The sequence below is a fragment of the Pelotomaculum sp. FP genome (genome assembly GCF_004369245.1).
In the GTDB taxonomy this organism is placed as follows: Bacteria; Bacillota; Desulfotomaculia; order Desulfotomaculales; family Pelotomaculaceae; genus Pelotomaculum_C; species Pelotomaculum_C schinkii.
In genome coordinates this window covers 29,917-55,766 of the sequence record NZ_QFGB01000026.1, presented here as the reverse complement: position 1 = coordinate 55,766, position 25,850 = coordinate 29,917, and the positions used below count along the sequence as shown (strand labels likewise).

General features: G+C 44.1%; 25 protein-coding genes and 1 rRNA gene. 5 read left to right on the top strand and 21 right to left on the bottom strand.

Annotation, left to right across the window (positions count from 1 at the left end; genetic code table 11):
- The 7 genes from Psfp_RS11745 to Psfp_RS11715 all read right to left on the bottom strand — a co-directional run.
- Positions 1-306, bottom strand: a 16S ribosomal RNA gene (locus Psfp_RS11745); the annotation flags it as partial.
- Between the two features lie 664 nt (positions 307-970).
- Positions 971-1,627, bottom strand: coding sequence for a sporulation protein YunB (yunB, locus tag Psfp_RS11740; RefSeq protein ID WP_243120601.1), 657 nt, complete (start codon positions 1,625-1,627; stop codon positions 971-973).
- 268 nt (positions 1,628-1,895) lie between these two features.
- On the bottom strand, positions 1,896-2,111 hold the full coding sequence (locus Psfp_RS11735) for a hypothetical protein (RefSeq protein WP_192895401.1): 216 nt from the start codon (positions 2,109-2,111) through the stop codon (positions 1,896-1,898).
- Between the two features lie 200 nt (positions 2,112-2,311).
- Positions 2,312-3,535 (bottom strand): tyrosine--tRNA ligase, encoded by a 1,224-nt coding sequence (gene tyrS / locus Psfp_RS11730; protein WP_134218726.1) that lies wholly within the window; start codon positions 3,533-3,535, stop codon positions 2,312-2,314.
- A gap of 241 nt (positions 3,536-3,776) precedes the next feature.
- Positions 3,777-4,526, bottom strand: coding sequence for a fumarate reductase iron-sulfur subunit (locus Psfp_RS11725; protein WP_134218725.1), 750 nt, complete (start codon positions 4,524-4,526; stop codon positions 3,777-3,779).
- Between the two features lie 24 nt (positions 4,527-4,550).
- Positions 4,551-6,377: a fumarate reductase flavoprotein subunit gene (locus tag Psfp_RS11720; protein ID WP_134218724.1), complete on the bottom strand. Its 1,827-nt coding sequence runs from the start codon at positions 6,375-6,377 to the stop codon at positions 4,551-4,553.
- The gene (locus Psfp_RS11715) at positions 6,374-7,087 is read right to left on the bottom strand and encodes a succinate dehydrogenase (RefSeq protein WP_134218723.1); all 714 of its coding nucleotides are present in this window, start codon (positions 7,085-7,087) and stop codon (positions 6,374-6,376) included. The genes Psfp_RS11720 and Psfp_RS11715 overlap by 4 nt, the downstream gene beginning before the upstream one ends.
- Positions 7,088-7,661: 574 nt before the next feature.
- Between Psfp_RS11715 and Psfp_RS11710 the strand changes: the two genes are divergently transcribed.
- Positions 7,662-7,976, top strand: a complete 315-nt coding sequence (locus Psfp_RS11710) for a hypothetical protein (protein ID WP_134218722.1) — start codon at positions 7,662-7,664, stop codon at positions 7,974-7,976.
- 174 nt (positions 7,977-8,150) lie between these two features.
- On the opposite strand, the gene Psfp_RS11705 is transcribed toward Psfp_RS11710, so the two are convergent.
- The 6 genes from Psfp_RS11705 to Psfp_RS11675 form a co-directional block, all read right to left on the bottom strand.
- Positions 8,151-8,990: a metal ABC transporter permease gene (locus Psfp_RS11705; protein ID WP_134218721.1), complete on the bottom strand. Its 840-nt coding sequence runs from the start codon at positions 8,988-8,990 to the stop codon at positions 8,151-8,153.
- Positions 8,990-9,805 carry a metal ABC transporter ATP-binding protein gene (locus Psfp_RS11700; protein WP_134218731.1) on the bottom strand — a complete coding sequence of 272 codons (816 nt, stop codon included), beginning with the start codon at positions 9,803-9,805 and terminating at the stop codon, positions 8,990-8,992. The genes Psfp_RS11705 and Psfp_RS11700 overlap by 1 nt, the downstream gene beginning before the upstream one ends.
- 73 nt (positions 9,806-9,878) lie before the next feature.
- Positions 9,879-10,349, bottom strand: a complete 471-nt coding sequence (locus Psfp_RS11695) for a Fur family transcriptional regulator (protein ID WP_134218720.1) — start codon at positions 10,347-10,349, stop codon at positions 9,879-9,881.
- A gap of 203 nt (positions 10,350-10,552) precedes the next feature.
- The gene (locus Psfp_RS11690; protein ID WP_134218719.1) at positions 10,553-12,760 is read right to left on the bottom strand and encodes a PAS domain-containing sensor histidine kinase; all 2,208 of its coding nucleotides are present in this window, start codon (positions 12,758-12,760) and stop codon (positions 10,553-10,555) included.
- Positions 12,761-12,881: 121 nt separating this feature from the next.
- Positions 12,882-13,082: a hypothetical protein gene (locus tag Psfp_RS11685; protein ID WP_134218718.1), complete on the bottom strand. Its 201-nt coding sequence runs from the start codon at positions 13,080-13,082 to the stop codon at positions 12,882-12,884.
- Positions 13,083-13,429: 347 nt separating this feature from the next.
- Positions 13,430-14,404, bottom strand: coding sequence for an MBL fold metallo-hydrolase (locus Psfp_RS11675; RefSeq protein ID WP_134218717.1), 975 nt, complete (start codon positions 14,402-14,404; stop codon positions 13,430-13,432).
- A gap of 257 nt (positions 14,405-14,661) precedes the next feature.
- Here Psfp_RS11675 and Psfp_RS22250 point away from each other — a divergent pair, with 257 nt between their 5' ends.
- On the top strand, positions 14,662-15,471 hold the full coding sequence (locus Psfp_RS22250) for an ISNCY family transposase (RefSeq protein WP_243120600.1): 810 nt from the start codon (positions 14,662-14,664) through the stop codon (positions 15,469-15,471).
- 491 nt (positions 15,472-15,962) lie between these two features.
- On the opposite strand, the gene Psfp_RS11665 is transcribed toward Psfp_RS22250, so the two are convergent.
- Positions 15,963-16,409, bottom strand: coding sequence for an ATP-binding cassette domain-containing protein (locus tag Psfp_RS11665; RefSeq protein ID WP_192895398.1), 447 nt, complete (start codon positions 16,407-16,409; stop codon positions 15,963-15,965).
- 351 nt (positions 16,410-16,760) lie between these two features.
- Here Psfp_RS11665 and Psfp_RS11660 point away from each other — a divergent pair, with 351 nt between their 5' ends.
- Positions 16,761-17,060, top strand: a complete 300-nt coding sequence (locus Psfp_RS11660) for a YjdF family protein (protein ID WP_134218716.1) — start codon at positions 16,761-16,763, stop codon at positions 17,058-17,060.
- Between the two features lie 696 nt (positions 17,061-17,756).
- On the top strand, positions 17,757-19,553 hold the full coding sequence (locus Psfp_RS11650) for a DUF4153 domain-containing protein (protein WP_134218715.1): 1,797 nt from the start codon (positions 17,757-17,759) through the stop codon (positions 19,551-19,553).
- 104 nt (positions 19,554-19,657) lie between these two features.
- On the opposite strand, the gene Psfp_RS11645 is transcribed toward Psfp_RS11650, so the two are convergent.
- From Psfp_RS11645 to Psfp_RS11635, 3 genes are all read right to left on the bottom strand, one after another.
- The gene (locus tag Psfp_RS11645; RefSeq protein WP_134218714.1) at positions 19,658-20,407 is read right to left on the bottom strand and encodes a TPM domain-containing protein; all 750 of its coding nucleotides are present in this window, start codon (positions 20,405-20,407) and stop codon (positions 19,658-19,660) included.
- 29 nt (positions 20,408-20,436) lie between these two features.
- Positions 20,437-20,994 (bottom strand): LemA family protein, encoded by a 558-nt coding sequence (locus Psfp_RS11640; protein WP_134218713.1) that lies wholly within the window; start codon positions 20,992-20,994, stop codon positions 20,437-20,439.
- 215 nt (positions 20,995-21,209) lie between these two features.
- Complete coding sequence (locus tag Psfp_RS11635) at positions 21,210-22,436, bottom strand: MFS transporter (protein WP_134218712.1); 1,227 nt, start codon at positions 22,434-22,436, stop codon at positions 21,210-21,212.
- Between the two features lie 417 nt (positions 22,437-22,853).
- Between Psfp_RS11635 and Psfp_RS21700 the strand changes: the two genes are divergently transcribed.
- Positions 22,854-23,003, top strand: coding sequence for a hypothetical protein (locus Psfp_RS21700; RefSeq protein WP_192895396.1), 150 nt, complete (start codon positions 22,854-22,856; stop codon positions 23,001-23,003).
- A gap of 645 nt (positions 23,004-23,648) precedes the next feature.
- Here Psfp_RS21700 and Psfp_RS11625 read toward each other — a convergent pair.
- From Psfp_RS11625 to Psfp_RS11610, 4 genes are all read right to left on the bottom strand, one after another.
- A complete protein-coding gene (locus tag Psfp_RS11625) occupies positions 23,649-24,914 on the bottom strand; it encodes a hypothetical protein (protein WP_134218711.1) in 1,266 nt (421 codons plus the stop codon).
- A 223-nt stretch (positions 24,915-25,137) separates the two neighbouring features.
- Positions 25,138-25,395 carry a DUF6504 family protein gene (locus Psfp_RS11620; RefSeq protein ID WP_134218710.1) on the bottom strand — a complete coding sequence of 86 codons (258 nt, stop codon included), beginning with the start codon at positions 25,393-25,395 and terminating at the stop codon, positions 25,138-25,140.
- Positions 25,388-25,624, bottom strand: coding sequence for a helix-turn-helix domain-containing protein (locus tag Psfp_RS11615; RefSeq protein ID WP_134218709.1), 237 nt, complete (start codon positions 25,622-25,624; stop codon positions 25,388-25,390). Before Psfp_RS11615 ends, Psfp_RS11620 begins: the two co-directional genes overlap by 8 nt.
- 1 nt (position 25,625) lies before the next feature.
- On the bottom strand, positions 25,626-25,829 hold the full coding sequence (locus tag Psfp_RS11610; protein ID WP_134218708.1) for a transcriptional regulator: 204 nt from the start codon (positions 25,827-25,829) through the stop codon (positions 25,626-25,628).
- Positions 25,830-25,850 lie beyond the last annotated feature (21 nt).

The window sequence follows — 25,850 nt, the reverse complement described above, 5'->3', positions numbered from 1 at the left end:
AATGCGGATTGCTCCTTTCCTCACCCAAACATGTGTTCCCCGTGAGCGTATCCGGTATTAGCGCCAGTTTCCCGGCGTTATCCCGGTCATTAAGGCAGGTTATCCACGCGTTACTCACCCGTCCGCCGCTATGAGAAGTGAGATGTGAGAAGTTGGATGTGAGATTTTTATCGTTGCAATTCGGCTTGCCGAATTGCTTCTTATTCTCACTTCTAACCTCTCAACTCTCACCTCTCACCGCACGACTTGCATGTGTTAAGCACGCCGCCAGCGTTCGTCCTGAGCCAGGATCAAACTCTCCATTTATATCTGAATAATTTGATTGGCTCGTAAAGTTTGTGAGCCTGTGTCTTTTACGACACTTCTCACTCGTTGTTTTGGAATGTACTGCTCGTTTAGTTTTCACTTTGACGAGAGTCATGTGTTGAGTCATGGGTCGTAGTTCGCTTGTCGTGTGAACTCCCGGCTTCCTCTTGGGTCCTGGACCCTTGAGTCTGTCATTCATTCCCACGTCTCACGTCTCACATCCCACGTCTCATTTCCATCCATCCACTGTTTAGTTTTCAAAGACCGTGTCGCCCTTTAGCGCGACGCAAATGTTATCTTATCATTTCTGCCGGCCCCGCGTCAACTGGTATTTTCTGGCCGGATTCGCGCCTTGCGGCGCGAACAGTTGTTATTCTATCACTTCTACAATCTGCGGTCAAGTGGCAATTTGTGCAGGTTGATATCAGTAAATGCAGGATGTCCCCCGCTACTTGACCTTAACTCGACTGGCCTGAGCCAATCGTGATAAATTCAGCAGCAACATTTAATAATTTACCATAACTTAGTGTAATCTGTCAAGAAATTTGGAATAAAAAATCAAATTATCTGTAATTTTATAGTACATAACTATATTGACCATAAAATATTTTGTAACGTGATATTTATAATTATTCACTATGCTGGAGGAAGATTCAATAAAAACCTATTTTAATAAACCACTTCCGAAAACGCCTCCGGTCACATTTACAAACGTGTCAGGTACGTTTCCTACTATTATACTTTCCACCAGAGGCACTTGAGTTGTTACAACTGCCTCACCGCTTTTGGAAGGCACTACAATGCGGACGCTGGTGTCAAAAGCAAGGTATATTGAATGTCTGGTCTGGTTTATCCCAGCGGACTCAAACTTGTCTAAAACATTTACTCTTACCGAGCCAACCGGCATAATATGGTAGGTAATATTTGGGCCGCAGTGTGCCAACAGTGGAAGTCTTAGCATTTGCCCGAGCGGAATACTAAAGGATTGCCACCTGAAATTTTCTAGAGCTTTTTCTACTGCCAGTGTTGTTGCAGCGGCAAATTTATTGACACTGACGGTATCGGCCTGCATCAGGGTTATGTGTCCCTCGCTGTCCGTGTGAATTACAATAAAATCCTGATACCGGATATTCTGATCAACTACCTGTTCCTTGAGTGTCTCCTGGATAGCATTTGTTGCTATTTGCACTGCTTTGACCTCTGCTATGCCATAGAAGGTACCTCTGAGTGAAAGATCCAGCATGATCAAGAGCGCCGCTAAAGCAAGAAAGAAGGCGCCCAGCACAAGGCCTGGCCGCACCCTTCTTCTCCTTTTAAACAACAGGTTGTCACCTCCTTAAACCATGTTAAATGGGACTAATTTTTTAAAATAATTCCCGTATACTAATTTATGTTTCAACAGTAAAAATGATTGCTGATTGCAATAAGTGCATAAAAAAATGTTCCAAGGGCTGTACTAAATCATGCCAATATTAGTTGTTCGAAAATAGAAAAGGCGCCTAAGCGCCCTTTCTTATCTTAATTCTGTTCTTGAAATAGATTCTTCCTGGTCAAAAGTTTATATCTCAACCCTTTGGGCCATTTGCACTTTAAATTTTTTCTCCTCGGACTTTTACCGCCCCCTGCTGGATAAGACGTCTGTCGTTGCTTGTGCTTGAGGCGCTGCCGGGTGCTAATTTGGGCAGCAAGATCAACCCGTCCTCCAGCATGTCCTCTGATAATCTAAAGTCAGGTATTTCATCAGGCTGATCTTTTTGTTGGAATATTCTTATCAATTCCTCTTCCAACGGCAACTGCTGCATCATGGTCATGGTACTGTGAGACAATTTCCCTGGCCAGGCGCATCTTGACATCCTTGGATGCATTTCACCGAACTTTAAGCCTCTTTCAATATCACCCAACTCTTACAGAGATACGGCAGTTACCAGTTTAAAATACCGCAGCATCATATCGTTCGTCTATACCGATATAGTTACCCAGGCTTTTACTCCAGTTATCATTTTCTTTACTTCATCAAAGCCTTATGGTAAGTTTTCTTACCTTTACGTATTTTGACACTGTTTTTCAATTGTTCTAAAGTAATTTTATGATCAATGGATTCAACTTTAGTATCATTAACAAATACACCACCCTGTTGCACCAGACGTCTTCCTTCACTCTTAGAAGCCGTTAAACCACACACCACCAGCAAATCCGAAATACTGATCGCACCATTGGTCAGTTGCTCGGTTTCAATTTCAGTAGTTGGCATGTCAGAATCATCCGTGCCGCCTGCGAAGAGAGCGTGAGAAGCGTTCATGGCCTTTTGGGCTTCTTCTTCACCGTGGACCAGCTTTGTCAGTTCATAGGCCAGAATTTCCTTGGCTTCGTTTAGCTGGCTGCCTTCCCATTTGTCCATTTTGTCAATCTGTTCCAGGGACAAGAAGGTAAGCATACGGATGCACTTGAGCACATCAGCGTCACCGACATTACGCCAATACTGAAAGAATTCAAAAGGTGAGGTTTTGTTGGGGTCAAGCCAAACAGCACCCTTGGCCGTCTTGCCCATCTTATTGCCTTCGGAGTTCATTAGTAGTGTAATTGTCATGGCGTAGGCATCTTTGCCTAACTTACGGCGAATCAGTTCAGTACCACCCAGCATATTAGACCACTGGTCGTCACCGCCGAACTGCATATTGCACCCGTAATGCTGAAACAGGTAATAAAAATCGTAGGACTGCATGATCATATAATTGAATTCCAAAAAGGAGAGTCCCTTTTCCATTCTGTTCTTATAACATTCTGCGCGCAACATATTATTTACAGAAAAACAGGTTCCTACTTCACGCAGTAATTCAATATAATTCAGCTTTAAGAGCCAGTCTGCATTATTAACCATAATCGCCTTATCTTCACCAAACTCGATGAAGCGTTCCATCTGCTTTTTCAAGCAATCAATATTGTGCTGAATTGTTTCAGGTGTCATCATCGAACGCATATCCGTCCGGCCGGATGGATCACCAATCATCCCTGTTCCGCCTCCAAGAAGAGCAACCGGTTTGTTTCCTGCCATCTGCAAGCGTTTCATCAGGGATAGGGCCATAAAATGACCAACATGCAAAGAATCCGCAGTTGGATCAAATCCAATATAAAATGTTGCATTACCATTATTAATAAGTTCTTTAATTTCTCCTTCGTCGGTAACCTGGGCAATCAAGCCACGAGCTACCAGTTCATCATAAATTTTCATTGCAACGGTTCACCGCTTTCAATGGAGTGCTTTAATTTCTTTTAAAATACAATACATTATACCAATATTTGACGAACAAAATCAACCACACACATATTTTGTATCTCCTAATATTTTCTATACCAAGACGGCTACTTGCCTTGAGAAACTCATCATTATATGTCCTTCAATACAGAAAAAAACACCGTGGCAGTTTTCATTTCCGCCACGGCGTTTTAGTCCTTACTAAAGAGTTACCTGTTTAAGATATTTTCACTCCCGCAAACTGGAGCTTTAAGCCGGCTGCGGCCATCTTGCGCCGGGCATAAGCCAGCTGCGTCTGCAAGGGTATTTCCATGGGGCACAGGTCGGCACATGCCATCAAACCAACACAGCCAAAAGCGCCGTCCTCATTGCCAACCACTTCATAATATTCAGCGTCTGAACGTTCATCCCGAGGATCCATCATGAAACGCGAAACCCTGTTGATTCCTGTTGCTCCAATGAAGTCTTCACGGATATTGGCAGTTACGCAGGTAGCCACACAACAGCCACACTCAACGCAACGTTCCGGCTCATAAATTTCTTCTGCCGTTTTATTATCCATCCTTACTTCCAGAGCATTGGGGTCAAACTTCTTATTGGTATGAATCCATGATTCGGTCTTGATCTGTAAATTCCTGAACCAGGTTCCAGTATCAACCGAGAGGTCTCCAATCAGCTTGAATACCGGCAACGGCAACACCGTAATCCGGCTGGGCAGGTTCCTGGTCATGGTTTTGCAGGCCAACCGGGGCCTGCCGTTAATCATCATGGCGCAGGAACCGCAGATCGCTGCGCGGCAGACGAAGTCAAACATCAGGGTCGGATCCATCTCTTCACGGATCTTGTTCAGTGCCACGAACATGGTCAAACCTTCGAATTCTTCGAACGTATATTCCTGCATCCTGGGCTTATCGCCCGGCTTGTTCGGATTATAGCGAAAAATCGAGAATGTTAACTTGCGTGCCATCTATTCATGCCTCCTTTTACCACGTTATTTTGCCGCCTTCGGGCCTGCGGTTGCTTCTCCATAGCCGCGGTCTCCTGGAGGCATATGTGGAGTGGCAACAGGTTCGTAGTCAAGCGTGGGCAGATCGGCCCCTGGTTTCCAGTAAGCCAGCGTCCGCTTAAGCCAATTGGCGTCATCCCGCTTCGGGAAGTCTTCGCGAGAGTGGCTGCCACGGCTTTCCGTACGCATCAGAGCGCCGTATGCCACGCAGAGCGCCATACGGATCATACCTGGCATCCGCAATGCTTGAGCCAGTTCCGGATTGGCTCCCTGTCCGGAGGAACGCAGTCCGATCTTCAGTGAACGCCTGTAGAGTTCTTGGAGCTTTGTCACACCTTCTTGCAATGCCGGACCGGTCCGGAAGATGTGGACATGGTCCATCATGGTCTGTCCCATTGCTTCCTTGATTTCGTATGTGTTTTCCTTACCGTTTTTGCCGGAAATAAGGTTCTTGATCCGTTCTTCTTCCTGCTTGACAAAACCTTCGACCAGTTTGTAATCAAACTTCTGTGTAGCACCCAGGGTATATTTGGCAACCTCTTTACCAACCAGGAATCCCGCGGTGACTGTTTCCGCCAGGGAGTTGCCGCCCAGGCGGTTGAAGCCGTGGAGGTCCCAACAGGCCGCTTCACCGATAGCAAAGAGACCCTTGAGGCCGTATGCAAAACCGTTCTTATTGGTCCGGATACCGCCCATGGTATAGTGCTGGGTGGGGAGAACCGGAACCAGATCCTTGGCCGGATCCAAACCGTTAAAGTTCATGGCGATATTGGATATCTCACGCAAGTTGTTCCATACCCACTTGCGACCCAAATGGCGGATATCCAACCAGAGGTGCTGCGGCGCGTACTTGCTCTGGATACCATAACCTGCCCGAATATGCTGGATCATGCGGCGGGAGACGACGTCACGTGAGGCAAGTTCTTTCTTCTTAGGCTCGTAATCGGGCATAAAGCGGTGCATGTTCTTATCCAAGAGGTATCCACCGTCACCCCGGGCTCCTTCTGTCATCAGGATCCACACCGGCGGCATGCCCGTGGGGTGGAACTGGACAGCTTCCATATTGCCGAGAGGAACAAGACCGGTGTTGAGGCAGATAGCCCCGCCGGTGCCTTCACAGATAACAGCGTTGGTGGACGCAGCGTATATACGTCCGGCGCCACCGGTACCAATAACGGTCGACTTGGCCAGGTATACGTTTAAGTCACCAGTTCTCAAGTCTCTGGCGACAACTCCCAAACAGGTTTCACCGTCGTGTATCAAGGAGATGGCTTCCATCCGGTCATGGACGGTAATCCCCAGCTTGCAAACGACTGTGTCCACAACGAACATCACCGTATGGCCGGTGCCATCAGCTGTATAGCAGCAGCGCCACTTGGCCACACCGCCGAAGTCACGGGCGGTAATCAAACCTTCTTTTTCTTTTAAGTCCTCTGTTTCTACACCACTGGCGTATTTTTTCTTACCGGCCGTAACACGGTTCCAGGGGACACCCCAGGCGTCAAGTTGCCGGATCATAATCGGAACAGTATCGCAAAACGCTTTAGCGACTTCCTGGTCGCAGCCCCAGTCAGAACCTTTAATAGTATCCTCCAGGTGAATCCTGGGGTTATCACCCAAGCCCATCGCAACGTTTCCTAGAGACGCCTGCATGCCGCCCTGGGCAGCGGTACTGTGCGAGCGCCGCGGCGGAATCAGGCTTAGGATAATAACACTCAACCCCTGTTCGGCAGCCTCAATGGCGGACCGTTCAGCGGCAAGGCCGGCGCCAACAACTAGAACATCAGATATATGAGTATGTTTCGCGCTCATAGGGCACCTCCTACATGCGGATACATTTTAGCTAACTGAGTGAACATGTAAAGGGCTCCAACGCCGATGCAAATAATAATAACGGTTATTCCTTTTAACACCCAGCCCATTTTATGCCGCTCAAACCAGCCCCACTTGACAAGGATACGGTAGAGTCCGAATCCGGCGTGGTATTCTCCCACGAGCAGAAAAATTGTATAAAAAATTAAATAGTATGGGATGCTGAAATGACCCCAAAAAGCAACACCCGGATCGGCGACACGGTGAGCGCTTTTCACCGCTTCAATAGGCCAGGTTGTCATGACTGTCCAAAGGTGCATACTTGCGAAAATACCTATCAATAAGGCTGTGATTACCTGACCAACCCAAACCCAGGTATCATAGTGATTGAGCATCTTGGTCAACCGCCACGCTATCCTCAAATCACGCAGGCGCATCGGCGCGCGCCGGCCGGCCATAAAAATGTGAAGCAAAATAACCAATACCGTGGCCGGTATGCCAATTTGAGCCAGATAATACTTATCCAGACCCTCGGATAACGAGTTAAACAAAACACCATTATTGATATAAATCGTACCTACAAAGAGCATGTGCATCCACAAGAAACCTACCAGTATAATACCGGTAATCGATTCAGCGAGGTCAACATACAGGTCTGTCTTTCCATAAGACTTATTGAGAGTCTTCTGTAAGTTCTTCGCTAGCTCCATGTTACTCTCCTTTCCCCAAAGGAACAGATTGAGGCAAACACCCCTAAACCTCACCAGTAATAAAAGGTTTTTTCTGAAGTCCTTTACTAACTGTACGAGCTTTTAACAGCTCAGCCGAACTAAAATCCTCCCCTTAACGTACACTACACGACACTGCGCTGTGGGCTTGTTCAGCCCACCCAAACCAAGACCTTTTCTCCCGGTAAACCCGCGTATAATTGACACGCACACATTTTAACAGCAGCTATGGCGGGAATTACCTAATTAGGCCATCCCTTTCAAGATAGCCTGCAAGCCATTGCCTATAGCACCCCCCCTTAATAACTAAATATTTAGTATTATCTTAATAATGAATATGCAAAAGGGATGCCATGAAGTCAGTGCGCCTTCTTCAAATAGTCACGCGATTGTAAAAGGCACCACAACCTGTCTTAATTTAGATAATTTTGAAATCTTTATGCGTTTCATTTCTCATAAAAAGAAGGTGCCCGGACTCGTTTTGTGGAAAAATAATGGTCAAGCATTCTTAATTGTATTTATAATTTTTAAAATATAGAAATGGAAGTGATTCGTTTTGGCCTTTTTATGTGACACTTGCGGCAAAGAATTAACTGTAAATGAAGGGACCCTATCATGGTGTGATGACGAAAACTGCATACGCGATTTTCGCATTACCCACAAACACGACCAGGACCATTCCTGCGATGAAAAAGATGTAGGGTATGTTCATCTTTGGATTGTTACCGGAATATCCGGGTTTGTGAAATTCAACGAAATACTTGCTGATTACTGGGCAAAGGGCTATACACTAAAAGACCCTGGCGGCCTAAAGAAAGCGCTTAGCCAAATCGGCGCCTATATCTGGGAAAAGTCAAAAAACCAGCCATAAGGTGGACGGGCTGTCCCACGCAGCTCGACAATGCCGTAAATAAAAGAGTAGGCCAAGTCCTGGCCTATTGTCAAGCTCATTTTAATATTTTCTCTGCCGAAGATCTTAATCCCTTCACAAAATGGCGAGTTTTAGACATAAGATTTTGGAATAATAACAAATTTTAGTCTATTTTCAGGCCAAACGGGGTTTCATCAAAAGAGTGGCCAAGTAGAAAAGGGCAGTTATTAAAACAATCGTTGCCCCGGTAGCGGTAGCCCAGTAGTAAGACAATAACAGGCCGGCAACTCCAGAAAAAATTGTTATCAATACCGAAACGATATGGTAGCTCATCATGTTGCCGGTTACATTACGGGCCGCTGCAGCCGGTAAAATCAAAAATGAATTTATAATCAGGATGCCGACCCATTGAATCGATATGGTTACTATAATCGCCGTTGCCACGCAAAAAATTATTTCTACCAGACGCACAGGTATGCCCCTGCTAAGAGCGACGGATTGATTAACGCTAACCAGCAAAAACTTGTTGAACATCAATCCCCATAGGAGTAAAACCCCGCCCAGAGCTATGGCCAAGAGCAGCACTTCCCCGGAAGTTATGCTAAGTATATCACCGATGAGAAACCGTGAGAACTTGGCGAAACCTCCCCCCCGCGAGAGCAGGACTATGCCGAGAGCTACCATTATTGCGGCAACCGAACCAATCACAGTATCGGTGGGGGCCGTAGTCCAGAGTTTCAGCATGGAAATAGCAACCGCCAAAAAGACTGAAAAAACAAGCATGATCCATAAAGGGTCCTGGAATCCCAGGAGCACTCCGATAGCAATGCCTGTTAGCGAAGAATGTCCAATGGTATCAGAAAAAAAAGCCATTTTATTATTGACAACCATCGTCCCCATGATGGCGAACATTGGCCCGACCAACAACACTGCCAGCAGGGCATTCTTCATAAACCCATGGCTGGCCCAGGCAAACGGTAACATATGGCTAACAAAAGCATACCAAAGCTCCATTAAACGGGGACACCTCCAACGATATTGGGCTGCAAATAGTTTTGCGCCTTAGTTTCCAAGCAGAGCTGCCCATAAGCCTGCAGGAGCTTTTCGCTGGTCAAGACCTCTGCCGGAGCGCCTGTACAGAGTACCGTCTTGTTCAAAAGCACAACGCGGTCGGCATAACGCGCTACCATATCCAAATCGTGGGAGACCAGAATAATCGAGAGGTCATATTGACGGCGCAAGTTAAAAACCAGTTGGTAAAATAACTCTCTGCCCCTCGCGTCAACGCCTGAAACGGGTTCGTCCATCAAAAGCAGGTCTGGCCCCGGGTCGAGAGCCAACGCTAAAAGTACCCGCTGCATTTCCCCTCCCGAGAGATCCCCCAACCGCCGTTCCAAAAGGTGGTCCGCCTGAACATGGACCAAACTGGCTGAAACGCGTTCACGCAGTTTCCGTGAATAACCGAAGCAGACCGGCCGGACAGATAAACTGGCGGCGAACAGATCCATTACGCTGACCGGCGCTCCCCGGTCAAAATCCAATCTTTGGGGAACATAGCCCACGACCGGCTTCCTGCTCTTTTGTTCCCTGGCGTCAAGAAATTTGATCGCGCCGGTATGGGAGATTTCACCAAGGATCGCTTTCAACAGGGTGGTCTTCCCTCCCCCGTTGGGGCCAATTAAGGCCGTCAATTCTCCGCAATGAATATGAATATTGATGTCCCTGAGTATTTCAGTTTTACCAATACTCACCCCAAAGCCTTCCAGCTTTGTACAGCAAAGACCGCAGGCTTTTTCTTGCATATGCTCAAAAATCTCCGTAATACCCATTAATTCAAATGCCTCACTTAAGAATTTCGATAAAATTGCCATCCAAACGACCTTGAGGCTTTGTACATACTGTTCAACTGCATTTACCAGGCAGTTTGCCTATCTCATCAGACCGCTCTCTGCAAAGTGAGCAATAGCCAAATATCTCAAAGCTGTGTTCTCTGATTTCAAATTTTTTCTCCTCTGCTATTCCTATCTCATGCAGGGCCTGTAACGGGCAATAGTCTATTGCTTCCGCCGCTCCACACCCCAAACAAATTAAATGATGCTGGTGACTGCCACCCGGGTTTAACTCATAACGGCTCTTGCCGTCTTTGAGGCTAAGCCTGCTGATGATCTCTAAACCCTCAAGCACATTAAGATTTCGATAAATCGTGTCCAGGCTGACATTAGGGTATTTTTCAACAACTCTATTGTGAATGTCCTCGGCGCTTTGCGGCAGCCTGCTGCTGCTTTCCATGAACGCCTTCAGGATCTCCTGACGTTGCGGTGTGATTTTATATCCGTTGCGACGCAGCTGCTCAACAAGTTGTTGTTCTTTCAAGAGACAACCTCCTAAATACATATATTCTTATTTACTAGTTATTATTACTTATAATCTCAAGCTGGAGTTATGTCAAGATAAAACTGTTATGAAGAAATTTTGCAGATAAAAAAATGCCGCAAATAACTGCAGCAATGTAATTTAATACAGCACTCGTAGAGTTAAGCATTTTAACAGAGCCGGTAGGCAGGTTAACAGTCTTTCTATCTTGCAAACCTCACGTAAAAAGTTGTCCCTGTTGAACCGGTTGAAATTTTAACATTTGCTTTATGTTTGGCAATAATGCTATAGCAAACAGCCAATCCCAAACCGGTCCCGGATTCTTTCGTGGTGAAAAAAGGTGTGCCTATTTTCCCCAAAATTTCCTCAGGGATTCCCGCGCCTTCATCCTGGACTGCCAGAACAACCTCTTCACTATCAGTATATGTTCTTATAGTAAGGTTACCGCTATTATTCATAGCTTCCAATCCATTGCGCACAAGGTTTAAAATCAGCTGCCGCATTTCCTTCTCATCAAGCAACAATTCTGGTATATCACCAAGCTCCATTATGATATGCTTATCAGATTTAAATCCATCAGCTTGGATTAGAGGCAACATAGTTTCCAATATACTGTTGATGTTTACCTTTTTCAAATTTACGACTCTATTTTTAGCTAATGAAAGAAACTCTGTAATAATTGAATTTGCCCTTTCCAGTTCATCGATCATCAGGTCAAAAAACTCCAAGTATTGAGAACATTGTTCTTTACTTCTCAGTAATTGCAAAAACCCCTTTACTATTGTTAAGGGATTCCTAATCTCATGACCGATACCAGCAGCCATCTCCCCCACCATGTTTAGGCGATCGAGACGCGCCATCTCTTTTTCAATCTTTTTTCGGTTAGTGATATCATTTACCACTGTCAGCATACACTGCTCGTCGTTAAGACTAATTATCTCAGCTGAAAAAAGCACCTCGCGCTCTTCTCCCGATTTGGCCCGTATACTAAGCTCCTTGTTATAAATGCTTCCATGTTTTTCAATTGTATCTATTAAAACTTTCCGGGTTTCCGGGTCAACCCAAATATTTATTTCATTTGAAGTGTGACCTATCACCTCATCACGATGATAACCTGTTGTCCTCAGAAAACTTTTGTTAACATCAATATATCGACCGTCTGCAATCGTTGTAATAGCCATTAGTTCAGGGGAAGCATTAAAAGCTTTGGCAAATCGTTCCTCAGATAATTTAAGTGATTTCTCATATAGTTTGCGGCTTGTTATGTCACGGTTAGACTGGATAGCTCCAATCATATTACCATTACCATCAAAGAGTAGTGAGGCAATTCCCCACAGGTAAGCGCCCATACCTTTATTTACGAATGGTAAATAGACCTCGGCAGAGATGGTGTTGCCCTTTCTTTCAACGTAGTCATAGTATTTTTCCATACCCTTGTCTTCTGCGAGCAAAAGATCGATCAAATTAAGCCTGGCTTTTCCATAATAGGGTATAGTGTCAATATTACCTTCTTTACCCAAAATATCCCTCTTCGGTATTCCAGTATGCTCCTCCATGGCCAAATTCCAGGCAATAACTTTTTTTTCACTGTCAACCACATAGGTAGCGTCCGGAAGAAATTCGATGATATCTTGAAACCGCTGGTTGGCGGAACGAAGTTTTTCCTCAACCAACTTGCGTTCAGTAATATCTATAAGCACTCCCACCAAACCAGCCAAAGATCCATTATTATTCAGGTATGTAGCCTTGTTGAGAATAACTTCATGCTTGGTGCCATCAGCATGAATAAAAGGTATTTCGTAAAGCTGTACACCTGGATTATTAAACAGCAATTCATCCATTTCATGGTACTTGTCTGCTAAATCTTTAGGGTGAATATCATAAGCGCTAGCTCCCACAATTTCTTCTTTAGTTAAACCAAGATATTGCTCCCAAGCTTTGTTGCAGCCATTATAAAAGCCCTTTACATCCTTGTAAAAAATAGGGTTTGGAATAGTATCAATCAATCGCTGCATAAAATGTAATTGTTCTTGCAAAGCCTCTCCAGCTTGTTTAATTTCCATAACATAGTTAGTTATATCCAAAGCACAAACACATGTACCCATAAAATTACTATTATAATCATAAATGGGGTTTTCGATTAAAAGAACTTCTTTAGCAGCACCATCCTTAGCCACAATAGCAATTTCTTTCGGACCCAAAACACATTTATTGAGAGATGGGAAAAGCTTATCTTCGTAACCATCGATAAGTTGGGTGGCTTTGTTTTTATAAATTAATTTCTCCGATTTATCATAAAAAACTGTGCTCACAGGGAGTTCGTCAAGCACTTGCTTGTAAAAATTAACCTGTTCTCTTAATCCGGCCAATTCATCGATGAGTTGTTCTTTAGTCTTATCTTTGTCTTTCATTGACTATTACCTCATTAGCAGTGATGCATTCAAAATTTCGACAAATAGCGTCAATTCACCTTCCACATAATGAATCAAAATGCCCCTGTGAAAAATAGTAAACTATTTTATTGCGGAGGTCTCAACTTCTTTCCTTATAATAGATGACTTCTCTCATCAACAATGAATCTATAGAACTATAATCGTTCCCAGACAGTATAATAGCCCTCTTTTCAGAAAGCAATTTCACCACTCCCCTATACTGAGGTAAGTTTTCATCCTCAAGGGGTTGTGGACAAAAAACTACTTTGCCCTGGTTTTCAGCAAACTCTACAGTACGCATCGTCCCCCCCGGTAATATCCGTCTGGACAGGGCAAATTCCTAACGATAAGCCACTCTGTATTCTACAATATTCAGTATAGTTTTCCTTAAGAAAATCCTGCCCCAAAGCATATTCAGAGATCAACAAACCGTTATTTCCAATTATCCTTTCAGCCAGTTCCCTATTACTCTTAGGAACTATGTCTTCCAAGTTGCCGGGCAATACAGCTATAGTAATCCCATTATATTTAGCGGGCTAACCATTTTCATTCCAGTGCTCATAAATCAAAAGCCCTTGCCAACCATTCCAACGGCTCGCAAGGGCTAGAATATTATTTTTTACTTTGATGTGCTGTTGAACCGGGAACTCAAGCGATAAGCTCAAAGGCGAGGTTTCCGTCAGCTTTAGTGAACCGGAGCTGATTTTTGTTATATAAGTAGAGCAGGTGGGCAATAGCCTCGCCGGCGGCAAACCATTTCTGTGACAGAGGAAACTGGTCCCAGGTCCCGGCGAAATCCCACGTCATCCGGGCGGCGACTTGATAGGCGTCGGCTGGCCCGTCTTTTAATATGTTTAAGACTTCGGCCAACCTGTGGTCATGATGTGTTTGTAATTCACTGATGCGCCTGTGCACGTCGGCCATAACCCGCCGGTGGCCCGGCAGCGCCAGGCGGATGTCCAGACATTCAATCTTCTTGAGGCTCTTCAAATAATTGCCCAGGGGATCAGTAATCCCTAACTCACTGATATTAGAGGTGATGTTGTCCAGAATGTGGTCACCGGATACTAAAATCTGGCGCTCAGGCTCATAAAGACACACATGCCCCGGGGTATGTCCGGGGGTTTCCACGCAATGAAAGTAATAGCCGCCAATGTCCAGAATGTAGCCATCCTTGACAAAGCTGAAAACATGATCCCGATCCGGGTTGTAGTTGCAACCAGGATGCTTGCTGATTACCTCATCAATAGCTTGCTGCGGAAATCCATGCAAACCGAATAGTATCTTCAGTTCCGACCAATAGGACACGGTATGGGTGGCGTTAAGGATATATGCGTCGAGTTCGCCGCAGTAGATCACCGAACTTTCGGTGGTAAAAGCCGAAATAAGGCCGCTATGATCAGGATGCAAATGCGTAAGAAAAATATCTGTTTGCGCTAAATCAACCCCTAGTGTTTTTAAGGCCTTAAATAATACTGCTTTGGATTCTTCCATATTGAAGCCGGTATCAATGAGCAGATTGCGCCTCTGCCCCTTGACGAGATAGGCATTTAAAACCTTGAGGGGACTTTTAGGCAGAGGGACTTCTATCCGGTATATATCAGGCATCATTTCTTCGATCATCTAAAACTACCCCCCACTCTAATTAATTCCCACCTTCGCAAACCATAACTAAATGTCGCCTAATATGCCATATATCATCATAACATTGTGAATTGCGACGCATTGTGACTGATTACGGCATGATCTTACCATTATAATCATCTCGCTTCAAGTAAAATTATTTAGCGTATGTGTTCATTCTGTGATAATGTCACCCTGAAATATTTCTGAGAAAATGTCACCCCCTCTCTGGGTAAAATGGGAGGATGATATTATCAATGACACAGGATGAACGAAACAAGCTTTATGTCGCCCGTTGCTTGCTTGACGGGAAAATGACTATCAGTGAAGCCGCAGAGACTCTTGGCCTCAGCGAACGCCAGGTAAAACGCATTAAAAAGGGGGTCAAAGAAAACGGCGAGTCGTTCGTAATCCATAAAAACAGAGACCGGAAACCTTCACATGCTCTTACTGATGAAGTCCGAGATTTAGTGGTCAATCATAAACAATCGGAGAAATATTCAAAAGCTAATTTTTCACATTTTCAGGAGTTGCTTAAGGAATATGAGTCTATCAGCCTTAGCAAGCCTTCAGTTTACAAGATACTTGTTTCCAATGGATTTACAAGCCCTAAGAAGCATAGCAAAGTGAAACATCATAAACGCAGGAAAAGGAAGCCCCAAAGGGGTATGCTGGTGATTATCGATGCCAGCCCCCACGCCTGGTTTTTTAACAATGAGGAATGTTCTCTACATGGAGCCGTTGATGATGCCACAGGGGAGATTTTAGCCTTATTTTTCACGCCTAACGAATGCCTTGAAGGGTATTTCCGGATTATGAAGACTGTAATCTCGAATAATGGTGTGCCACTGGCCATTTATGCTGACCGCCACACCATCTTCCGCTCTCCTAAAACAGACAGGTTATCGATTGAGGACGAATTAAACGGCAAAAAGGCCAAGAATACTCAGTTTGGCAGGGCTATGGCTGAGCTAAGTATTAATCTTATCTGGGCAAAAACTGCCCAAGCAAAGGGCCGTATTGAAAGACTGTGGGAAACCCTGCAAAGCCGACTACCGTGGAATTAAGTATTGCCGGTATAACTACTATGGAAGAAGCTAATGCTTTCTTGGCTGCGTTTATTAAAAAGTACAATGAAAAGTTTGCTGTTGAGCCTAGAGATCCCCAGCCTTACCGTGAGCTTGAGGATAATGTTAATCTCGACCACATCTTATTCATCAAAGAGACTAGACAGGTTGACCACGGTTCTACGTTCTCTTACGGAGGTGTTTATTACAGGGTTATTCGTAACGGTAAAACGATACCGATGATTCCCAAAGCTAAAGTTACCGTATTAAAAAACACTCAGTTCGGCTTAAAGGTGCAATATAACGGCTCAATCTATGATGTTGAGGTATTGGAATCGTTACCATCAAAAGATTCCGTTCCCAAACAGCCAAGGCAGCCCCGTAAACCTGTTACACCTGCAGAAAATCACCCTTGGCGGACCAAAACCACTAAATTTCCCGCAACCATGTACGACGAATCAGACCGGGAAATCCTCGATGCTCTATACAGCTCAAGGCTTGCCTACCGGCGTATTCAACGATGGAATATTGATCTGCAGTCCTTCCAGCATTCTGCCGGCTTCTTTTTCCATCTTGCGCCTGTTCACCAGAAAACCGGCATAGACCGGCTCCCGGCCCAAAAAAATATTGCTGACTACATCGCAGCAGTCAACCAGGGCCAGGTCCTGATAAACGGTCGATATCCCCAGGCTGATCGCTCTACCAGGCGTCAGAGAGCTGTAACTTTTACCTTCAATAATAATCTGGCCTTGATCGGGAATCAGCGCCCCCGCTAACATCTTAATCAGGGTGCTTTTGCCGGCGCCATTGTCGCCGACAATCGCCAGTATCTCGCCGGAATTAATTTCCAGGCTGACATTGCGAAGAGCCTCAACATTGCCGAAGGATTTGCTGAGGTGGGTGATTTTTATAGTCGGGTCTTTGCTTTTTCTGGACACAATTAGTAAGATTTATCTCCTCTTCTTTATCGATAAATATTATTTATTAAAATCATAAGTATTACCAATTAGGAGTATAATTGCTCACTGCTTAACTGTCAAACCGAATTTTTAGTTAATTTGTCGATTCAGGATAACAAAACTCTCTTTCCTTCTCCCGACAATCTTGCATCCGCTTCAAGCAACGGCTTAATCTGTTGAAAACATGCTAAATATTTGATATATATAAATAAGGAGCATAAAAACACGATTCCGGTTGGTAGTCCGGATGCGCCGCAAGCACGGTGCCAGTAACCTTCCCCCTCGGGATGTCCATTGTTCCTGCAGTTCATTATGAAGAGGGGGATTTAGATGAAACTTACCATTTACCATGACGGGCAGTTTTGGGTTGGTGTTGCCGAACAAGCGATTGATGGTAAAGTGAGGGCTGTTCAACATATCTTTGGCCCTGAACCACATGATGAAGAGGTCTTGAAATTCGTTAATCAGCAATTATTTCAACTTTTTAATCAAGCCAATGCAATTATTGCGGCTCCGAGGTCGATAACTAAAAAAAGTAATCCCAAAAGGCTTGCAAGAGAGGCAGCCCGTGAGGTAAAGTCTGTTGGAGCATCCACTTACGCACAACACAGGCAATCAAATTGGAATTAGAGCAAAGAAAACAGGTAAGACAAAAAACTTCGAGGGAAGAAAAAGAATCAGAAAGAGATCGGAAGTGGCAGCTGAAAAGACAGCAAGCTAAAGCTAAACAACGAGGTCATTGAATCGAGTGACGCCCTTGCTTACGGGTTGTCTTCCCGCTGGTCAGGTGACAGGGTTTCTTTCAACACATCGCCTCGGCAGACATGCCGGGCAAACATTAATCTCCGGGTCCCGTCCCGGAGATTTTATTTCATTTTCAACTCCTGGCTGATGGACTTGTGTTCCTGGCGGAGGAGAACCAGGCCACCCAAAAAAGGAACCGTAATAACAATGTATATAGATTTACGGTTAGCAAAACATGGGCTGAACCTTCTAAGCATTAATAAAGTCATAATAATGTACAGGATCTGTCACTATACCGGCCAGACTGCTTAAGGCGAGTTGATGATCCCTGTCTGTGACCCGGTGGTTCAACCATTTTTAACCACAGAATGGTCAGCTGTAACCAAAACGCTGACAATACAAGTCGGAGAACCTGGCTACCCACTCAGTTAACTATCACAACAACACCTGCTAAGTAGCTTCTCGAAGCAATGAAGCCAATTTTAGCCTGCTGGTGGACTATAGTAAGTCATACTTCTGCTTGACAACATTGCCCATATGAATGAATAATTAAGCAATTAAACAATGGAACAGGAGGTTCTTATGAACCGTTTTACTGAGACCATTAGAGCTACCACCAGAGGGTTGTTTAAGGCTGTTTCACGTTTCCCTTTAACGGTCTTTTGTCTTGGCTGCTCAACTATACTAGTATGGTACATGATTTCTCTGCATAAAGACCCCGGGCTATTTATCCAAAAACTCATGTTCACCTTCTTGTTAGGAGCTTTTCTGGGAGTGGCCGCACAATTTTGCTGTGAGCGTTTTATGCGCTTGCAGCAGATGCGGGTGGCTGTGTATCTAATCTCAGCACTGCTGATTTTGGGCTATTATTTAATTATTTTACCTGTTCCAAGCATAACCTATGCGGTTACAGCCCGCACCTTCGTGGCTGTTTTTGCCATGTTCTGCACCTTTATATGGGAACCCTCATTTAGAAGCAAAGCCGATTTTAATGGCATTGCCCTGACTCACTTCAAAATGGCATTTACCTCGGTATTATATGCAGCCGTACTGTCTGCCGGCTGCTGCAGTATCATCGCCGCAATTGACACACTGCTTTTCAGTGTAAACCGGGATGCATATCCTTATACTCTGGCCTTTATATGGATATTCTTTGCTACTTTGTACTATCTATCGTTGCTGCCTCACTTCAATTCGTCTGATGAAGGCGAGCAGTCCTATGCGCGGCAGGCTGCGAGCTGCCCCCGCCCGTTTGAAGTTCTAATATCATATATCGCAATCCCTCTGGTTTCAGCTTACAGCCTGGTCCTGGTCGCTTATTTTGTGAAAATCTTATTTACCTTGCAATGGCCTTCCGGACAGCTGGGGCCTATGATCCTCGCCTATTCGGCCGCTGGACTGCTGGTATTTATTCTGGCCAGCCTTTTGGAAAATCGCTTTGCCACTGCTTATCGCAAAGTTTTCCCTAAGGCGCTTATTTTGATGGTGGTCATGCAGCTTATCTCAGTATACATCCGGCTGAATGCCTACGGTGTCACTGAATCACGCTATTATGTAATCCTTTTTGGCGTGTTTTCGTTAGTTTGTGGTATTATTCTGAGTTTCAAGCCGGTTACCAAAAACGGTATAATCGCCTTGCTGGCGGCCGGGTTTGCCATATTCTCAGTGATACCGCCTGTGGATGTCTTTACCGTATCCCGCGTTTCCCAGATTACGCGCCTCGAAAACATGCTCTATGCAGAAGGTGTACTGGTGGACGGAGAAATAATCCCTAAGGAAGACGTACCATTGGAATTAAGACTGGAAACCACCAGCATCCTTAATTATTTGGAAAGACGTAATTACCTGCAATACATTAATTGGCTGCCTGCTGATTTTAAAATGCGAAATGATAAAATGAAGAGCACGTTTGGTTTTGAGCCGGCTTATGATGCCGATAGAAGTGCTTCTCAATACTTTAGTGCCAGCCTTGATATGCAAAAACCGTTGAGCATTAGTGGATATGATCTGATCATGAATACGAGTTCCCACAAGGATATGAAAGTACATGACAGTAAAACTATTGATTTCCAGGTCCGTAATCACAAATATGGACTTGTAGTGGAACGCATATCGTCTCAAGAGGTGAAGGTATCGGTAAAAAACCAGGAGGGAGTCGAGCTGGTTGGCACCGGGTTGTACGACTTCACTAACTCCCTGTCTAAAGCCGGAAACGCGCCTAAAAAAGCCCTGCCCCCAGAGTCAATGACTTTGGATGCTGCAAACAACGGCTACAGGCTTAGAATAGTGCTGCAAGATGTTTTCTATACCACGGGCGCTGATGACGGCGTTTATTATAGTTTCTTTGTGCTGTTTGGCGAACCGGCTGAACACAGTTAACTGCTGTTAATTCACGTGTGCTACGTATAGCAAGCTTTCTTATATTATTCAATAAAAAAGAAGGCAATACCGTTTCTGCCGGCTATTGCCTTCCATTAACTCCACTACCATCTTCTTGTGCTGCCCCCGCCTCCACCTGAACCTCCGCCACCGCCAAAACCACCACCGCCGCCTCTTCCCCGCAAGAGCGTACCTAAAATCATACCGAGAATAAACCCGTTAAGGAAGCGCTGGTCTAAATAAAGCAGCAAGATGATCATAATGCCGATCAAAATTTTAGCCCATGTTGGCAAAGAAGACCGGGTTGCTGGTGAATCCGCCAGCGGTTGTGGCGAGCCTGTCTCCAGAGTTACTTGATACTCCTTGGCCACTTCCTGGACGATCGCGCGATAACCATTCAGGATCCCCTTATTGTAGTCGTTATTTTGGAAATACGGGAGCATATACGTATCCTGAATCTGGCCTGTCTTGGCATCCGGCAAGACGCCCTCCAATCCATAACCGACTTCAATCCGGCAAACCGGTTCTACTGGAGACATAAGTATCAGCAGCCCATTGTTCAGGTTCTTATCCCCAATCCCCCAATCTCGCAAAATTGCCAGCGCATATTCCTCAGGCGCTGTTTCATTGAGACTGTTTATGGTGACAACAACGATTTGCGCCTTTGTTTTTTGCGCCAGCGCAGCAGAAGTTTGAACAATGGTTTGTTCCGTACTATCATCAAGAACATTGGCCTGGTCCAGGACATAAAACTGACTGCTGGGCTGAGGGACAGTAGGAGCGGCCGCCGCTATGGGAGAAACCACCGCCAGCATCAAAAAGGTCAACACAACAAGGAGGGCTACCCTCTTCATGTGGTTTCATCCCCTTCCTTTTACTAACTTTATTTGGAGAAATCAACGTTTGGCACAGTGTTGGCGTTTTCAGCCGCCTGGAAGTAATCCTTTGGCCCAAAGCCAAAGATACCGGCATAAAGCGACGTGGGGAAAACCTTGATTTTGGTGTTATAAGCCTGCACGGCATTGTTATAATCCATGCGAGCTGTAGCGACACGGTTTTCCGTACCGGCAAGCTCATCCTGTAAGGCCCGGAAGTTGGCATCCGCTTTCAACTGCGGATAGTTTTCAGCGATCGCCAATAATCTTCCCAAAGCGGAGTTTAAAGCCTGATCCGCCTGGGCCGCCTCTCCCACAGACGCAGCTCCCGCCAATTTTGCTCTTGCTTCCGCAACCTGCGTAAAAATTTCTTGTTCATGCGCCGCATAGCCCTTCACTGTCTGTACCAGATTCGGGATCAAATCGGCTCTGCGCTGCAGCTGGTTTTGCACCTGGCTCCAACTGCTGTTAACTCCTTCGGAGAGCTTGACCAGATTATTGTAGCCGGAGCTTAGAATGATAACCAGGATGACAATAATACCAACCGGGAGCAACCATTTTTTCACTTTAAATCCATCCTCCTTGCCTTTGGGCTTTTCAATACTTCAATATTATATCATTTCAATTTACTATAAGTGATTATTTTTACTATCGCTGCTGATAATGCTCTCATATAGTGAGGTACAAAATTAAGAATGAAAGTTATACTGTAAGAAGAAACAATGATTCAGCCGAATTTAAAAGCAAGCCAGTTACCTTATCTGATAAACTAGCTATGTAGTTACTGTTCAGGATTTAAGATTGGTTTACCAGCCTCAATTAACACTTTATTGCCTATCAGGAAAAAGCCTTGAGTAAAGAGAAGCAAGCCTGTTCCCATAAGTAACCATTCTATTTTTATGATGTCAGCTAATGGTCCGAACACAAGCATTCCCAGCGGCATCATAACGCTTGAAATCATCCCTAAAACACCAAATACTCTGCCCAGATAATCCACCTCTACTTTCTCCTGTAATAAAACTGTAGAGGGCACATTAAAGATAGGCATAGCTATGCCAACTATGAGCATGAAAATCAAATATATCCAAAAATCGGGAACAACCCCGAGTGCAAAGGTACAGGCTCCAAAAATAAGGCTTGCCAGCGTCATTGTATGGACCTTGTTCTTGAAACCACCCCAGGAAGCCATGATGATACCGCCCCCCATCATACCGACAGAAAAGGTGATTTCAATTGCCGTTAGCCGCCAAACATCGCTGCCAAAACTACGTGTGACCTGCAGCGGCGTTAAAAATGCGGCGGGTGCGGCCAATACAAAGAAGACTGCGCAAAACAAAAAGAAGTTTTTAACATAGGCATGGTTTTTGATATAGGCGAATCCTTGACTCATATCGTCGAAATAGCTTGTTGTCTGCTTTTCCAGGGCTTTTGCATGAACCGGCACATGCAAAAACAAAAGCAATGTCAAAACCGCTATGGCTGCCGTAACAACATCTATGAAAAATATTGCCTCAATGGTAGACATCGTGAGCAGTGCGCCGCTAAGCATCGGGGATACCAGCATAACGAATGACTGTATGCTGCTGTTTGTCGCGTTCACCTTGGTAAGCTTGTCCTCCGGCACAAGTTGGGGAAGAAAGGCTCCTATCGCCGGCATTTGAATTGCTGTCCCGAGCGCGCGTACGGCTGAAATCACAAATAGCAGCCATAGCATATTGTAGCCCATGAGAAACAATATGGCTAAAACAAGCGTCGCCATGGCAATAAAAGAATCTGCCAGCATGATAAGCGCTTTCCGGTTATAGCGGTCGGCCCATACCCCCGCAAACGGAGAAAGAAAAAAGGTAGGCAGGAAACCGCAAACAATGGCTATCGTCATCATTACACCCGACTGTGTTATTAACGTAATATACCACATAATGGCGTATTGAACCAGGGACGATCCAAAGAGCGATACGGTCTGGCTAAACAAAAAAAGTATGATGTTCTTTTTCCAAGTTGTATCCATAAACGGAAGTATTATCTCCAATCAGTTTTTTGTTTACAACTAATCATAACATAATCAACAATATTTTAAAGACGTCGAGTAGATTCTGCTCGGCGCTCTTTTAGCAGAAAAAATATTAACAACTCTATTTAAAAAGGAAGCCGCTGATAGCCAGGGGGAATTACCTTCCCGGAATAGTACCCGGAACTTTTTGTTTTTCCAGGGATTGAAAAACTTCTCAACAACCGCTGTTGTATAAAAGCCTGACACAACCCCAGTCTAATTTCCATATTATGTTATCATAGGAGGGATATAATATGTATTACAATTATTTTCCAACAATGTTTAGAGGTTATACAGAAACAGCAGGTAACGTTAATGTACTAGGTAATGTTCATAGCCTGCCCGGTTGGATTGACAACGTTCACAGTCAACAATTTGCTCCTGGATTCGGACCAGGGGTCGGACCTGGATTTGGACCTGGATTTGGACCTGGATTTGGACCTGGATTTTGGCCATGGTTCTGGCCATGGTTCGGCCGTCCCGGTTTTTGGCCCTGGTTTGGGGGAGGCATATTCCTGCCACTAGGTGAGAAAGAACAGAAATAATTTATTCTCCGGAGACAGCCTCTGTGTCCACAGCGGCCCTTCTCCATTTCGTTGTTCGCAAGTGAATAGTTAAATTATTAAAATTTTACCAACATCAAGGCTTTTATCCCCAGCGTCCTAGAAAGGACTTTACACGTACGGCAGAGACTTCTCTCTCTACGACAGAGGACTTTATTGTCAGTCCTCTGTCGTAAAAAAACAAAAAACTGTCAGTTTTCAATAAGCTGACAGCCCTGAATCCCTTGGTATTACTGGGATAATTCGCTTCTGGAGGCGACACCCGGATTTGTCATAAAGCCGTGGAACTTAGTCCTCGTAAATATTGCAAATTAACAGAAGAGGTATTATAAAATTCCCTCTGTTTTTATTCGCCAGTGGCTATACAAAAAACCTGCTCATTACGAGTGAGTTATCGTGTATTCTAGCCTTACCTTGCTGGTCCTGAAATGCAGATATACAAAGGGTTTCAAGTTATTGCTATTTTATTCCATACTGTTTTGTACTGCAATTTTTACTTTGGGTTGCAGTACCGGTTGCAGTATAATTTAAACCGCTTATCATCGGATAAAATCTCCAACACCATGCCGCGCCGAATATTCCTCCCTCTTTCCATTCTAACCCATGGTCAATATCGGAGGCTTTCAGTAATCTTATAAATAAATTTAATCAGACCTGCTTTCATTTTTTCGAGTTCAACCATAGCATCATTAATACTATTTATTTTATATTCTTCTTTTATAAAGCTCTCCATATCCTCACCTTGGCGCTCGATTCCTTTAATAATCTTATTTAATTCGTCGGTGTGCCGCTGGCTTCTAACAGAAAATAATAAGGATACAAAAATTGCAACGAGAAATAAAGCAAACATAGATTCCATCATGGAAACAGTTTGTGAAATCGGTAAGACAGGAACAATCTCCTGAATAGAATTAAATAAAAGATTATTAAAACTATAGTAAAAAAAAGTAAAAAAGTTTGGTGTTACAGGGTAGCTAAAAAGAGTATTATTAATCCTAAAGATTCCATAATTTATAGCAGCAAAGGAGAATACCGTTAAAACTATTAGCATTAAAATAGTTAGGACATAATAAAGAAAGTTAAAGCCACTATTTTGATAATCCCTTAACTTTTTAGCCACAAACAAACAGATACGATTAAATAATACTGATGTTTGAAGATTTGTTGTCCATTTTTCAATCTGCTTTTGTTCAAGACTTTCAACTGGTAAATTTCTTATACTGCTATCTAATGCCAAAGTTGAGTATCCACTTTCCTTGAATTTCGATAATATTGTTATATACACATGAAATTCACCAACTGGTTTAAATATTAAAATAAGTCTATAGATATATGTTACCAAGACGATCCCAAAAATCATTACTGTTGCAGACCAGAGAAATATTTTTAGAGAAGAATTAAAGATAACTGCAAGCGATACCAAATAGAGAGCAGATATAATGAAGCTATATTTCATTGATCTAAGAAAAGAAATAATTGAATTTGTGATCGCAAACGCTAGAACCCAACTTTTTTGTTTGAAAATAAAGAATGGAATTTTCCAAAATAAAATTATTATTGGATAGAAAAACACATAAAATGCCCAGGAGAGGATGGTTTTGTTTTTTGTAAACAACCAAATTAATGCAATTATCCCGATTAAGATAAAAAATTTATACTTTAAAAACCAAGCATATTCTGGCAAAAAATTATCCACTAGAAAAACATCAATGTCAAAAACAAATAACTTTATAAAAACATATACCCAAAACAGAATTGCTAAAATTTCTTTAACTATAATAACAAAATAACCCAAGGGCCCTATCTTCTTTTTGGGTTCTTTACAAATATTTTCTTTGCTAGTTCCTAAAATTTCGATTGTTGAGTCTTCCATATATAAACCCCTATATAACATTTTAGCCCTATAGCAACTAATGCTCCTCAAATAATTGAGCCTCTTATTCCAAATATAACCAAAATGGTATTATCCCTATGCAATCCTCCATCATATTTTTCCTTATTTCGGCAATGTAAAATCTTTTCCTGCAAGAATCTGTACAATGAATTTTAGCAATAAGAAAAGAGCCTAGACTGGCCCTGAATCAAACGGGGAAAATTTAATCCCAAACTCTCTCCAGCACCCACCTTCCTGTGCCCGTCTCAATAACAAAGCACAAATCGCACACCAACCCCTGATATGTCTCGCATCGGTACCGGACCGGTTCCGGATCTCTTAGCTTACTCCACCAGTGTTGTTCAACCTCATGCTTGGCACATTTCAGGATCCGGTGCCAGCGTCCGAGCCAGCGAAAACGTTTCGGCAATTGCTGGGCGTCAATCTCCACCTGCACATGAGATCCGTAAAGTTTAGTCATAGTCCTTCACCACCCTGAGCACACGGCACCGCGGTTGCTCAATCCTAAGATAGCCGCCGCTACTTAGAAGCCCATTCAGATGGGCATGGACTGTTGAGGCCCCCGTACCGGTCATCTTGGCAAGTTCACGGATGGTTGGGGAATAACCGTGCTCAGAGGTGTACTTTTTTATGGCGTCCAGGAGGGCATGGTTGGATAGTCGGTTATAATCAAAGCGTGGTCCGGCCATCTTATTTCACCACACGTAACGTACGGGCCTGGTTAGGCTCAAAGTCAATATAACCGGCAAGTTTAATTCTGTGTAGATAGAGGTGGACTGTGGACGAAGATTTGAGACCTACCAGGGTACCAAGCTCCCGGACGGACGGTGGGTAGCCTTTGGCGGTGGTGTAATTGAGAATGGCGGAATAGATTTGGTTCTCACGGATGTTCATAAAAATACCCCTATACGCGAA